Below are 14,027 nucleotides of genomic sequence, written 5' to 3' on the forward strand. Positions count from 1 at the left end.
GGATTTCTAAAGGCTTTTTTCAATTACTTTTCCAACTACCTGCTGTTTTCGCTGACTAAGGATTTGTTCACCCCGTGTGGTGACCTCGTACACTGGGAACCCTCTTCGTTGTTCCAATAATCCGAAGAAGAACAACCGGTACAGGATTCTGTCCGCCTGTTTTGTGGACATCTCCTCATTGGTCAGGTCTTCGCCTGTAACAAGCCCATCAACCTCACTAGCCCCTCTTAAGACTTCAAAATCCTCGTCACCAAGGATTAGAATGTCTGTTCTCACCTCTTCTGCATCAGTCGGTTGGTTAGCCAAGACAAATCGACAGCAAGTATCGAACTCATCTCGAAAGTCGCGTGTGTATACCTCCAAATTGTCCACGATAATCCGACCCAAATCGCTAATCGTGTACATCCCACTTCGATCAGCGGGACCAGGACTCTTGGTGTATCCTTTCTTTTCGAGCATCCGGAGTGCGTTCGCAGTGTAGTTACGCGTTACGTCATCACCAACAACCGCACTCAGATTCTTCGGTGTTTGACGTTTCCCATCTTTCAGTTCGTTTAACAGACGTCGTTCTGTTGGGTTCAGATTGATCTTCACATCTTCAGGCGGATCGGATGTCTGCTCCATGGGTACGTTCGCTCTCTGACTATAATATAAAGTTGGATTTCCATCCCGCCAGAGCCGTTCTTCGATATTGACGGGACCACATTCTCCCGAAATCAGTTTGTCATAATGACAAACGAGGTGGTTACCGGTTTTGATTCATCCAGATTTGCTGCGTGATGCGACGGGAGACCTCAAGGCCCTCCCAACGATCCCGGATCGAATCAGGAACTGGTGAATCCAGTTCTCCATCGGCCTCAAACTCGTCCCACCGCAACTTCAGGTACTTGCCAAGAACAACGCGGTCCATCGGGATTTCGTGCTCTTGGTGCCAATCGAGGAGGTTCCGATCTGACTTACTGGAGTTGCAAGACTGGCATGCAGGAACCATGTTCTTAATCTCACTCACCCCTCCCTCAGCTACGGGGAGGATGTGATCGAACGTTGTCTCCGATTCTTGATTACAGTAGGTGCAGACACCCAGGTTTTCCTTCAGTTGGTACTGGTTCTCTTTGAGGATCGATGACGTTGTTATCTCACCATCAAGCCGTTTCTCGTAGTTCGACCACAGTAGGAAGTCCTGTAACCGTTCAGGCTGGTTGACCGACGCGGAAAGGTGTGTCATCCGCGCCCACTGGTAGCAGAACAACTCCCGGTAGGTGCCTACCCGCTCAGGGATGTGGGAGAATGACGATTTCATTCGCCGTGCCGGGTAGGAGTACGTCTTCAGGCCAACATCCTGGGCAGCGGAGTGGATGTCGTCCAAAGGGAGCGACATCCAATCATCGAGCTCTTGGTCGAGCTTGAATCGGTACACGGTCTGTACAACCGGGCCGGTCGGGTCATAGTCCTCGTTGTACTCTGCGACCGTCTTCCCGGTACCCGGAACCTCGAATTCCTCGCAGGATTCGTCTGGGTGATTCACCACGACTAATCGAGTGTACTGGCCGTCTGAATCGTAGACAGTCATCCCTGTTGGGATTCTGTTCTCAGGTTCGCGGTTCACTTCTGGAGGCATACAATTCTAATTTGGAGTAACCTCTATTTTCGGATAAACCCTCACCCCTCAGCGAGACCGGTTCACTGAACACTCAGTGTAGCTCGCCACCAAGTAATCTGAAGCACTCGTTACAATTCCGGAGATTTCGTTTCGAGGGGATTTCCGGTGGATTGAGCTCGTGAACGTTTCGTGTCGTTCGTAACTCAACACCGTCGCCGAGCTCCGCTCGTCTCCGCGGCGGCGACGAGCGGCCGCCGAAGCGACTACCACCGGTCGGTTCGCCCGCTTTCGAACCCCTTTTGCGCCGTTTGCTCGAAGTAGTTCGCTAGATGGACCGGAACGCCGAGCCGTCGCTCTCGCCCCTCCGCCCTCGCGGACGGTACCGACGGGCCGACGGTTCGAATCGACTCGGCGGGGCGGCTCCGGGAGGTCGCTGACAGACCGTGACGGGAGCGGGTGCCGGATTCATCGGTGGCCTCGCCGACCGGCTTCGCAGTGTCGCGGACGGACGATCGGTCGTCATCGCCGCCGTGATCGCCAGCACGTTCTTCATCGGGTTCGGCGGCGGCGTGATCTTCCCGATCCTGCCGAACCTCGGTTCGATCCTCGGCATCACTCCGTTCGTCGTCGGACTGATACTCAGCGCGAACAGGTTCGCGCGGCTGTTCGCGAACGCGCCGGCGGGCAGCCTCGTCGACCGGATCGGGACGAGAACGCCGTTCGTCGTCGGGATGGTGATCCAGGGGGTCTCCACCTTCGGGTACGTCGTCGCGATGGTGGCGCCGCTCCCCGAAGCGTGGTTCATGGGCGCCCGGATCCTCTGGGGCGTCGGGAGCGCGCTCGTCTTCGCGACGGCGTACACCATCGCGGCCGACGTGAGCACCGGCGAATCCCGCGGGGCGAACATGGGACTGATCCGCGGGGGCGTCCTGTTCGGATTCCCGACGGGCGTGGTGATCGGCGGCGTCGTCAGCGGTGTCTTCGGGACGATCGCCGCCTTCTCGGTCGCCACCGCCTTCGCCTTCTTCGCCAGCGTCGTCGCCTACGCGACGGTGCCCGAGACGCACGTCGAGGGAGAGGGCGACCGCTCGGTCAAGCCGTGGGACGTCAACACCAGCCTCCCCGCGCTCACCGTCGGGATGGTCAACTTCTCGGTCCTGTTCGTCTACATCGGGGCGCTGTTCGCCACGCTCGTCCTCTTCCTCGACCGGAACGGCCTCAGCGTCCTCGGGTTCGACGCGCAGGGCTCGTCGGGCATCTTCATGGGGATCACCGTCGTCGCCGCCGGCGTGTCGATGTACCTCGGCGGGTACGTGAGCGACCGGCGGCAGTCGCGGGTCCCGACGCTGCTCGTCTTCCTCGGCGCCACGTCGCTCGGGTTCGTCCTCCTCGCGGCCGCGGACTCGGTGGCGACGCTGGCCGTCGCCTGCCTGTGTATCGGCACCGGACAGGGCGGAACGAGCGGGCCGCTGATGGCGCTCTTAGGCGATCTCGTCCCCGACGACGAGATGGGGCGCGCCGTCGGGACGAACAACGTCTTCGGCGACGTCGGCGGCGGGTTCGGCCCGATCGTCACGCTCCCGCTCCTGGAGACCCTCGGCTTCTGGCCGATCTACCTCGCCTGCGCCGCCCTGCCGGCGATCGCGGCGCTAATCCTCCTGGTCGGCGTCCGCCGGGAGACCGGCCAGTTCGTTCCGCGCGTCGGTTCGTGACGGCGAGACGGGCGCGTCGAAATCGCAGTCGGCGAGACGGGGGCGCTGAAATCGTGGCATCGGGACGGGCACGCCGAAACACGGCAGAGAATCGAACGGACAGCAGCTCCGTGATCAGTACGCGTAGACGACGGCCTCGAAGGGGCGAAACTCCGCGCCGACGGGGTCGGTCGGGGCCCCGTCGTAGTTGCCGATCAGGACCTCGGCGTCGGCCGCGGTGACGGCGTCGGACTCGAATACCGCCGGTTCGGCCGACCAGTTGCAGACGACGAGGCGCCGCTCGTCCCCGAGCTGTCGGGTGTAGGCGTAGATCTGCTCGTCCTCGGGGGCGAGCAGTTCGTAGTCGCCGTAGACCAGCGCCAGGTCGTCGCGGCGCAACTCGATGAGTCGGCGGTAGTGGTGCCAGACCGACTCGGAGTCCGCGACGGCGTCCTCGACGTTGACGTCGGTGTAGTTGTCGTTGAGAGCGAGCCACGGGTCGCCGTCGGTGAAGTCTGCTCGGTCGGCGGCGGCCCACTGCATCGGGGTGCGCGCGTGGTCGCGACTGCGGTAGTTGACGGCCGTGCGCACCTCGTCGAAGGAGTCGACGGCGCCGTCGGCGAGCAGGTCTTCGACGATGCCGACGGTCATCGCGTCGTCGATCTCCTCCAGACTCTCGAACTCGGTGTTCGTCATCCCGATCTCCTGGCCCTGGTAGAGGTACGGCGTGCCGCGCATCGTCAGGAGGAAGGTGCCGACGAGCTTCGCCGACTCCCGGCGGTAGGACTCGTCGCCGAACCGCGAGACGATCCGGGGGTGGTCGTGGTTGCCGAGGAACAGCGCCTCCCAGGTCTCGCGGGCGACCTCGCGCTGGTTGCGCGTCATCAGCTCCTTGAACTCGGGGAGGCTCCACTCGCCCCAGTCGTCACCGGTCCAGTCGCCGCCCTGGTCGACGCCGAGGTGGTCGAAGTGGAACACCATGTCGAGGCTGTCGCCGCGCTCGATGTACTCCCGGGCGTCCTCGGCGGAGGCACCGCCCATCTCGCCGGCGGTCATCGCCTCGTCGGGGATGACCGCGCCGAGTTCGTCGAGGTACTCGCCCAGGCGCGGGCCGAGCGTGTAGTGTTCCGAGCCGAGCGGTCCCGGTTCGTCCGGGTCGCCGTCGGGATAGCCCGCGGGCTTCGAGAGGTGGCTGATCGCGTCCATCCGGAAGCCGTCGATGCCGCGGTCCAGCCACCACGTGACGACGTCCGTGACCGCCTCGCGCACGTCGGGATTGCGCCAGTTCAGGTCGGGCTGGTTCTCGTTGAAGACGTGCAGGTACCACGCTTCGCGCTCGTCGTCGTAGGACCACGCCGGCCCGCCGAACAGCGACTGCCAGTTGTTGGGCGGTTCGTCCGGTGACCCGTCGACCCAGTGGTAGTAGTCGGCGTACTCGCCCTCCTCGCGGCGCGAGCGCTGGAACCACTCGTGCTCGTTCGACGTGTGGTTGACGACCAGGTCCATGATGAGCTTCATGCCGCGGCCGTGAAGCTCGTCGCGCAGGCGCTCCCAGTCGCTCATGTCGCCGAACTCGTCCATGATCGCGCGGTAGTCGCGGATGTCGTAGCCGTTGTCGTGGTTGGGCGAGTCGTAGACCGGACAGAGCCACACGACGTCGACGCCGAGGTCGTCGAGGTGGTGGACGCGCTCGGTGATGCCGGGGATGTCCCCGACGCCGTCGCCGTCGCTGTCGTTGAAGCTCCGGGGGTAGATCTGGTACACGACTGCCTCTTTCCACCAGTCGCGGTCGATACGGCTCTCGTCGAGAGTCGTCGTCTGTGTCATGGGTCAGTGCTGGTCGGGGTGGCGGTCGGTCGCGGCGCCGTCGTCCGGCGTCAGGTAGACGCGGGCCTCCCACGGCCCGAGGTCGAACGAGCGGCCCGGGACTTCGGGCACGTCGTCGTTGGCGAGCGCGAGTTCCAGGCCGTCGACCGCGACGTCGTCCGGGAGGTCGAAGGTCGCCGGCTCGTCGTCGAAGTTGAGGACGACCAGCGCGCGCTCAGTCGGGACGCCCGAGTCGCCCGCCTCGCGTCCGGTACCGTCGCGTTCGAGGGTTCGCGTGTACGCGAACAGCGACGGGTGGTCGGGGGCGAGCAGTTCGAAGTCGCCGTAGACGAGGAGGTCGCGGTCGCGCAGGGCGACCAGTTCGCGGTAGTAGTGGAACACCGAGTCGGGGTCGGCCCGCGCCCGCTCGACGTTGACCTCGGCGTAGTTGGGGTTGACGCCGATCCACGGGTCGCCGTCGGTGAACCCGGCGTGTTCCTCGTCGGTCCACTGCATCGGCGTCCGGGCGTTGTCGCGGCACATCGCCTCGACGGCCTCCCGGACGTCGGCGTACTCCTCGGCGTCCGTCTCGGGGTCCGCGATGGCCGCGTCGACGTAGTTCAGCGCCTCGACGTCCCGGAGGTCCTCGCGGGACTCGAAGGGCGCGTTCGTCATTCCGAGCTCCTCGCCCTGGTAGACGAACGGCGTGCCGCCGAGGGTGTGGGTCAGCGTGCCCAGCAGTTTGGCGGACTCGCGGCGGTACTCGCCGTCGGATCCGAATCGCGAGACCATACGCGGCTGGTCGTGGTTGTTGAGATAGAGGCTGTTCCAGCCGTCGTCGGCCAGGCCCCGCTGCCACTTCGCGAGTATCCGCTTGAACTCGGGGAGCGACGGGTCGCCGGCGTCCCACTTGTGCTCGTCGTGGTCGAAGGTGACGTGCTCGAACTGGAAGACCATCGAGAGGCCGTCGCCGTCGGGGCCGACGTACTGTTTCGCGTCTTCGACGGAGACTCCCGGCGTCTCGCCGACGGCGAGGACCTCCTCGTCGTCGAGCACTTCGTCGACCATCTCGCCGACGTACTCGTGGACGCGCGGGCCGTTCATGAAGTGCTCCGCGCCGGTCAGCCCGGCGTCGGGGTCGCCGTCGGGCAGCCCCTCGGTCTTGGAGATCATGTTGATGACGTCCATGCGGAAGCCGTCGATGCCGCGGTCGAGCCACCACCGCATCATGTCGAAGACCTCCTCGCGGACCGCGGGGTTCGTCCAGTCCAGATCCGGCTGGCGCTCGTCGAAGAGGTGGAGATACCACGCTTCGCGCTCGTCGTCGTAGGACCACGCCGGTCCGCCGAAGACCGACTGCCAGTTGTTGGGCGGTTCGTCGGGCGACCCCTCGACCCAGTGGTAGTAGTCGGCGTACTCGCCCTCCTCGCGGCGCGAGCGCTGGAACCACTCGTGCTCGTCGGAGGTGTGGTTGACGACCAGATCCATGATCAGGCGGATGTCCCTGTCGTGGAGTTCGTCGCGCAGGCGCTCCCAGTCGTCCATGTCGCCGTACGCGTCGTCGATGGCGCGGTAGTCGCTGATGTCGTAGCCGTTGTCCGCCTGGGGGGACTCGTAGACGGGGTTGAGCCAGACAGCGTCGACCCCGAGGTCGTCGAGGTAGTCCACGCGGTCGATCAGCCCCTGCAGGTCGCCGACGCCGTCGCCGTCGCTGTCGGCGAAACTCTTCGGGTAGACCTGGTAGACGACGGCCTCCTTCCACCAGACCGGGTCGTCCCGTCGACTCATCGTCGACCACCGACCGGCGAGTACAACGGGTCGGATCGGCGCCCGTCGAAGGGGGTTCCGTCCCGCTTCCGTCTGGCGATTAGCTTATGCCTCCGAATCGCTTGCTTGCTCGTCATGGGTGGTGTCGGGAAGTCCGGGCGGACTCCGCTCGTCAGTATCGAGAGGAACGACCCACTTAGTTCTGGCGAGGATTTTGAAGAACGAATTCAACCACAATTTTTATTGCACGGTCCTTCATGATCTTGAACGAGCGATGTCTGATAATCAGCAACACGATCCGGACCGAACGCCGCTGTCGCGCCGCAGGATGATGCAGTTGCTCGGCGCGACCGGCGCCGCGGCCGGGCTGGCGGGCTGTGGTGGACAGTCGGCAGTGCAAACGGATACGCCGGACGACGGCGGCGACGGTGGTGGAGACGGCGGGAGCGACACGGACTCGGGCACGCCGACGCAGACGGCGACGCCGGTCCAGGTCGACAGCGAATCTCTGGGGACGATCCAGGAGCTCGCGTACGTGACGAACCAGACGCTGCCGGTCCTCCCCCTGCAGGAGAAGCTGGCACAGTCGTTCCAGACGACCGACGACTGGAACGTCCCCGGGAAGGATAGCGAGAAGGTCCAGCTGTACTGGCCGACCGAGTGGCTGCCGCGCTCGGGCGACTGGACGAAGAAGTCGGGCGCCAGCGACAACCGGCTGACGTTCGCCCAGTGGGCGGTCCCGAAGGACTCCCAGTACAACCCCTGGAACGGGAAGAACTTCGGCGAGGCGCGTCGGATGCTGTTCGACCGGTTCATGAAGTACAACCTCGCGACCCAGGAGTACTCCGGGTACGTGATCCAGGACTGGACCGTCGACGGGAAGTCGGTCACGCTGAACGTCCGCGAGGGCCAGACCTGGCACAACGGCGACCCCGTCACCGCGACGGACGTCGCGAACCAGATCAAGCTCGACATCTACAACGGCGGGAGCCTCGGCGGCTTCGTCGTGCCGGATGACATGGGCAAGCTCTCCGAGCGCGTCGTCGCGTCCGACGAGACGACGGTCGAGCTATCCCTCCAGAAGGCCGTCAACCCCGACATCCTGCTGGCGTACCTCCAGCCGAAGTACCTCGTCGCCCACGACGGCACCTACGGCGAGCACGTCAAGGCGCTGGACGAGGCCGGCTCGAAGGACGCCCGCACGCAGGCGCTCTCGAAGCTGACGGGCAAGACCGTCCCGGAACCCGTGGGCAGTGGCCCGTTCCAGTTCGAGGACGCCGACACCCAGCGGACCCTGCTGACGAAGTACGCCGAGCACCCCGACGCGGGCGAGATGAACTACGACGAGGTGGAGTACCTCTACAAGCCCCAGAACCAGGGCCGCTGGAACTCCCTCATCAACGAGGAGACCGACGGGTCGGCGACGCTGTTCATGCCGTCGAACAAGCTGCGCCAGCTCCCCGACTCCGTGCAGGTCAGCCTCATCCCGCGCCACTGGGGGCTCGGGCTCGTGTTCAACTTCGAGAAGGAGCCAGTCGACGACCCGCGCGTCCGCAAGGCCATCGCCCACGTGGTCAACCGCGAACAGGTCGCGAAGAACTCGGGCGCGGGGACGAACTCGAAGATCGCCGTCACCTACCCGAGCGGCCTGACCGGCGAGTTCAACGGGCAGATCGAGGGCACGTGGCTCGACGGCGTCACCGACGAGTTCGAGACGTACGGTCGCGGCGAGGCCCAGACCGAGAAGGCCGCCCAGCTCCTGAAGGACGCCGGCTACCAGAAGAAGAACGGTAGCTGGATGAAAGACGGCGAGAAGCTCACGATCCCGATCAAGGGGCCGTCCGGCTTCTCCGACTGGGTCGCCGGCGCGAACACGGTCACCTCCCAGCTCAAGAGCTTCGGCATCGACGCGCAGCCGAAGATGCTCGACACCTCGACCTACTGGGGCCAGGACTACTCGAACGGCGACTTCGTCGTCGGACTCCAGGGCTGGGCCTCGTACAACCAGTCCCACCCGTACTTCCACTTCCAGTGGCTCTTCGACAGCTGGGACGCGAAGAACGCGTGGAACCTGCCGAGCGAGTTCACGGCCCCGGTCCTGCACGACCAGATCCGCGAGGGCGAGTCGGTCTCCCCCGCCAAGCTCGTCAAGAGCCTCTCGACCGCCGACGAGTAACCAACTGAACCTATGAGCTACGTACTGAAGCGGATCGGACAATCAATCCTCACCGTCTTCGTGGTGGTGTCGGCCAGCTTCGGCCTCATCCGGCTGTTGCCCGGCGGCCCGCTCGACTACCTGCGGGCGCAGATGATACGGCAGGGCGGGAGTTCCATGACGATGGCCGAGATCAACCGACGCATCGCCGCGCAGACCAACATCGCGGTCGACGAACCCGTCTACGTCCAGTACGTCGAGTACATGGCGTCGATCCTGACCGGCGACTTCGGCCGGTCGATCTGGTACGAGGAGCCGGTCGCGAGCATCATCGGCCCGGCCATCCCGTGGACGGTCTTCCTGACCGCCTCGGCGCTGTTCCTCGCCTTTATCGTCGGCGTCTCGCTGGGCGCGGTCATGGCCTACAAGGAGGGGTCGAAGTTCGACGTCGGGAGCACCGGGGTCGGCCTGGTGCTCAACTCGACGCCGGGCTACGTCGTCGCACTGCTGTTCGTCGCGTACCTCGGCTACCGCTACCAGATCTTCCCGACCGGCGGACGCTACAACTCGGCGCTGGACCCGGGGTTCAACGTCCCGTTCCTGCTGAGCGTCCTCTACCACGGGGCCATGCCCATCGCCTCGATGGCGGTCGTCGGATTCGGCGGCTGGGCGCTCTCGATGCGGGGCAACAGCATCCGCATCCTCGGGGAGGACTACCTCCGCGTGGCGCGACTGCGCGGGCTCTCGACCCGACGGATCGCACTGCGGTACGTGGCCCGCAACGCCATCCTGCCGATGTACACGGGCCTGATGATCGCCATCGGGACCGTCTTCGGCGGCGCGGTCATCATCGAGAACATCTTCGCCTACCCCGGCGTCGGGTTCTACCTCATTAAGTCGATCAACGCGCGGGACTACCCGCTGATGATGGGCGGGTTCATCCTCATCACCGTCGCGATGGTCATCGGCATCACGATCGCCGACCTGACCTACGGGATCCTCGACCCGCGCGCCAAGGGAGGTGCCTCGCGTGAGTCCTACTGACGAGCCGCGGAGCGGCTCGGGACAGTCGAGTAGCGCGGAGCGAAGCGACCCGCGAGACGGGGACGACTCGACGCGCGACGAGGGCGAGTCCGACCCCGCCGTCGACGCCGTCGCCGGCAACGACGATGCTATCGACGTGTCCGAGGTCACCGGTACCGACGACGACCCCGGCCCGTCCCGACCGGCCATCTCCGGTCACGGTCGGAAGGGCCGCGTCGCCGCGGACGGCGGCGAGCACGACGATGCCCTCCGCACCGACGGTGCGGGCGGGTCGGTCTCGGACTTCGAGCAGATGGCCGACGTCCAGCTCACGGAGAGCGAGCGCCGCCGGCAGTGGTTCGACGAGAAGGTCCTCGCGCCGGCCCGGATCGTCTGGGACGACTGGCGCGCGCGCTTCGGCCTGATCGTCGTCACGTTCTACCTGCTGATGGGCACGGTCGGGCTCAGGCTCGTCCCGGAGCCGGCGCCGAACCAGGGACCGCTGCTGGTCGGAGCGTTCCGGACGTTGCAACACCCGCTCGGGACCACCGCGTCGGGGACGGACATCCTCTCGCAGATCGTCTACGCGACGCCCGCGATGCTGATCATGATCTCCTCGGGCGCGGTGTTCACTGTCGTTCTCGGGACGGCGATCGGCACGCTCGCCGGATACAAGGGCGGGCGCACCGACAGCGTACTGATGGTGGTCTCGGACATCATGATGACCATTCCTGGGCTGCCGCTGACGATCGTCCTCGCGGCGGTGCTCGGTATCAACGGGAACCCGGTGGTCATCGGCGTGCTCGTGACGATCAACGCCTGGGCGGGGCTCGCCCGCGCGATCCGCTCGCAGGTGCTGACGCTGCGGGACGCCGAGTACGTCGAGGCCTCGCGGATCATGGGCATCGGCACGCCGAAGATCATCGGGAGCGACATCATCCCGAACCTGATGCCGTACATCACGATGAACTTCGTCCGGCAGGCCCGGGCGGTCATCTTCGGCGTCGTCGGGCTGTACTTCCTCGGCGTCCTGCCGTACAACAGCGACAACTGGGGCGTCATGATGAACGCGGCCGTAGGTCGCGCGGGTGCGACCTCCTCGGTGGCGGCGTTCCACTGGCTGCTGATGCCGATGCTCGCGGTCATCTTCCTCGGACTCGGGCTGACCCTGCTCGCACAGGGCGCAGACCGCGTGTTCAACCCGCGGGTCCGCGCCCGTCACGCGAAGACCGTCGAGGGCGACGACGATGGCGACGGCGACGAGGGCACCGGCGGCGCAACGACTGCGGCAACTGGAGGGATCTGAGATGGCGAGCACACGAGACGACGCGACGAGTACCGGCGGCGGCAGCCGCGGCCGCGACCAGACAGCGACGGCGACCGACGACCCCATCGTCGAGGTCCGCAACGTCAGCGTCACCTACGACCTGCAGGCGCGCGACGCGATGGTCCTCGACGACGTGAGCCTCGACCTCCGCCGCGAGGAGATCCTCGGCTGCGTCGGGGAGTCGGGGTCGGGCAAGTCCATGCTCGCCAACGCGATGATGGACGCCGTCGAGGAGCCCGGTATCACCACCGGGAGCGTCCGCTACTACCCCGAGAAGGACGCCGAACCGGTCGAAGTCCTCGACCTGGAGGACGACGACCTCAAGAAGTTCCGCTGGGAGGAGATCTCGATGGTCTTCCAGGGCGCGCTGTCGTCGTTCAACCCCACCATGACGATCGCCGGGCACTTCGAGGAGACCCTCGACGCCCACGACTACGACGTCGAGGAGGGCATGGAGCGGGCCCGCGACCTGCTCGCGGACCTCTACCTCGACCCCGACAGAGTGCTCGACTCCTACGCCCACGAGCTGTCGGGCGGGATGAGCCAGCGGGCGCTGATCGCCCTCTCGCTGATCCTCGAACCCGACGTGCTCCTGATGGACGAGCCGACGGCCGCGCTGGACTTGCTCATGCAGCGCTCTATTCTGAGCCTGCTCGACGACATCAAGGAGAAGTACGAGCTGTCCATCCTCTTCATCACGCACGACCTGCCGCTGGTGGCGGGGCTGGCCGACCGGCTGGCCATCCTCTACGCGTTCGAACTGGCGGAGGTCGGGCCGAGCGAACAGATCGTCCGCGACTCCCAGCACCCCTACACCAGGGCGCTGCTGAAGGCGGTGCCCAACCTCGACGCGCCGCTCTCGACGATGACGCCCATCGAGGGGACGGCGCCGAACCCGGCGCACGTCCCGAACGGGTGTCACTACGCGCCGCGGTGTCCGCTGGCCGACGAGCGCTGTCACGAGGAAAAGCCCGGCTGGTACGACGCCGGCCCGGACCAGCGCTCGGCGTGTTTCCACTACGAGCGAGCCGACGAGGCCGTCCCCTTCGACGTCGAGGAGGTCCTGGCCTCGGTCGACGAAGCCGGCGAGTCAACCGTCGATCCGGCCGAGGACCCGGACGCCGACGACTTCTCCGGATTCGACGGCGAAGCGGAATACAGCGCGACGGCTGCGGCGCCCGACGGCGACGCGGTCGTCTCGCTGGACGACGTCGAGATCCACTTCGAGGAAGAGCAGGGATTCGTCGAGGGACTGTTCGACGAGCCCGACTCGGTCCGTGCGGTCGACGGCGTGTCGATCGACATCCCGGAGAACGACGTGCTCGCGCTGGTCGGCGAGTCCGGCTGTGGCAAGACGACGCTGGGCAAGGCGATCATCGGCGTCCAGCGGCCGACCGGCGGAACCGTCGAATACCGCGGCCAGGACGTCTGGGACGCCAAGGACGGCGTCGGCGACCCCGACATCGAGTACGGGGACATCCGCCGGGCGCTCCAGATCATCCACCAGGACCCCGGCGCTTCCCTCAACCCGAATCAGAAGGTCGTCACCTCGCTGGAGGCGCCGCTGAAGCGCTGGAACCCGGAGCTGTCGACCGAGGACCGCCGGGCGCGCATCTACGCGCTGCTCAAGCGCGTCGGGATGCGGCCGCCGGAGGACTACGCCAACCGCTTCCCCCACCAGCTCTCGGGCGGGGAGCAACAGCGCGTCGCCCTCGTCCGGGCGCTGCTGATGAACCCGGATGTCATCCTCGCCGACGAGGCCGTCAGCGCCCTCGACGTGAGCCTGCGCGTGGAGACGATGGACCTGCTGCTGGAACTGCAGGAGCAGTTCAACACCTCCTTCGTCTTCATCTCGCACACGCTGTCGAACGCCCGGTACCTGGCCGAGAAGGCCGACGGCCGCATCGGGATCATGTACCTCGGCGAACTCGTGGAGATCGGGCCGCCCGACCAGGTGCTCAACGACCCGCAACACCCCTACACGAAGGTCCTGCGCTGGGCGACGGCGAACCTCGACCCGAGCGACCAGGAGATGCGGGACCCGCCGGTGCGGTCGATCGACATCCCCGACCCGGTGAACCCGCCGTCGGGCTGTCGCTTCCACACGCGCTGTCCGGAGGCCCGCGAGGTCTGCACGCGCGACGCGCCGGAACTCGGCGAGAACGAGTCGACGCCCGGCGCGCGCGCCGTGGCCTGTCACCGCTCGGATCCCAACCACGAGTACTGGAACAGCAAGCCGCTCGACGGGGTCGACTCGGCCGAGACCCCCGCGTTCGACGACTGACCTCCGCTTTCCATGCATGGACCCACCTCGTCCCCACCGCGCTCGCTTGCCATGACTCACCCAGCGGCCGGCCCGGGGGCGAGGTCGGGGCCATGAAGTACATACCCGACGATGCCGACACACGGAGGACGAGCACGTGACGAACGTCTGGCGCGCGTTTTTCACCATGAGCGCCGTGTTACTGGGCTTTCTACTGCTGTCGGTCCCGTTCGTCGAGCCCGGGAGCGGCGCCTTCGTCGTCTCGGTCGCGAGCTTCGTCATGCTCGCGATCATGTTCGTCGCGTCGGGGGCGTTCATCTACGTCGACTGGGACCCCTTCGAGGACCTGCTGTGAGGACGGGAGCGCCGCACGTGGGCCGGCGTGTAGAACGCCG

General features: G+C 65.7%; 10 protein-coding genes. 6 read left to right on the top strand and 4 right to left on the bottom strand.

Features of this window, described 5'->3' with window-relative positions; all coding sequences use genetic code 11:
• Positions 1–6 precede the first annotated feature (6 nt).
• Together PSC72_RS04575 and PSC72_RS04580 are read right to left on the bottom strand one after the other, a co-directional pair.
• Positions 7–624 (bottom strand): hypothetical protein, encoded by a 618-nt coding sequence (locus PSC72_RS04575; protein ID WP_274324712.1) that lies wholly within the window; start codon positions 622–624, stop codon positions 7–9.
• A 121-nt stretch (positions 625–745) separates the two neighbouring features.
• Positions 746–1,570 (bottom strand): HNH endonuclease, encoded by an 825-nt coding sequence (locus PSC72_RS04580; protein ID WP_274324713.1) that lies wholly within the window; start codon positions 1,568–1,570, stop codon positions 746–748.
• A 497-nt stretch (positions 1,571–2,067) separates the two neighbouring features.
• On the opposite strand from PSC72_RS04580, the gene PSC72_RS04585 reads away from it, so the two are divergent.
• On the top strand, positions 2,068–3,312 hold the full coding sequence (locus tag PSC72_RS04585) for an MFS transporter (RefSeq protein WP_382261844.1): 1,245 nt from the start codon (positions 2,068–2,070) through the stop codon (positions 3,310–3,312).
• Between the two features lie 114 nt (positions 3,313–3,426).
• Here PSC72_RS04585 and PSC72_RS04590 read toward each other — a convergent pair whose 3' ends face one another.
• Entirely contained in the window at positions 3,427–5,118 is a 1,692-nt protein-coding gene (locus PSC72_RS04590; RefSeq protein WP_274324715.1) for a glycoside hydrolase family 13 protein, read from the bottom strand.
• A 3-nt stretch (positions 5,119–5,121) separates the two neighbouring features.
• Entirely contained in the window at positions 5,122–6,885 is a 1,764-nt protein-coding gene (locus PSC72_RS04595; protein WP_274324716.1) for a glycoside hydrolase family 13 protein, read from the bottom strand.
• Positions 6,886–7,138: 253 nt separating this feature from the next.
• Between PSC72_RS04595 and PSC72_RS04600 the strand changes: the two genes are divergently transcribed.
• The 5 genes from PSC72_RS04600 to PSC72_RS04620 all read left to right on the top strand — a co-directional run bounded on the left by PSC72_RS04600 (position 7,139) and on the right by PSC72_RS04620 (position 13,987).
• Positions 7,139–9,040 (top strand): ABC transporter substrate-binding protein, encoded by a 1,902-nt coding sequence (locus PSC72_RS04600; protein WP_274324717.1) that lies wholly within the window; start codon positions 7,139–7,141, stop codon positions 9,038–9,040.
• A gap of 12 nt (positions 9,041–9,052) precedes the next feature.
• The gene (locus tag PSC72_RS04605; protein WP_274324718.1) at positions 9,053–10,063 is read left to right on the top strand and encodes an ABC transporter permease; all 1,011 of its coding nucleotides are present in this window, start codon (positions 9,053–9,055) and stop codon (positions 10,061–10,063) included.
• Positions 10,050–11,348: an ABC transporter permease gene (locus PSC72_RS04610; RefSeq protein ID WP_274324719.1), complete on the top strand. Its 1,299-nt coding sequence runs from the start codon at positions 10,050–10,052 to the stop codon at positions 11,346–11,348. The genes PSC72_RS04605 and PSC72_RS04610 overlap by 14 nt, the downstream gene beginning before the upstream one ends.
• Before the next feature lies 1 nt (position 11,349).
• Positions 11,350–13,653, top strand: a complete 2,304-nt coding sequence (locus PSC72_RS04615; protein WP_274324720.1) for an ABC transporter ATP-binding protein — start codon at positions 11,350–11,352, stop codon at positions 13,651–13,653.
• A 136-nt stretch (positions 13,654–13,789) separates the two neighbouring features.
• Entirely contained in the window at positions 13,790–13,987 is a 198-nt protein-coding gene (locus tag PSC72_RS04620) for a hypothetical protein (protein ID WP_274324721.1), read from the top strand.
• Positions 13,988–14,027: the final 40 nt, after the last annotated feature.

The sequence above is a fragment of the Halosimplex aquaticum genome (genome assembly GCF_028747785.1).
Classification (GTDB): domain Archaea; phylum Halobacteriota; class Halobacteria; order Halobacteriales; family Haloarculaceae; genus Halosimplex; species Halosimplex aquaticum.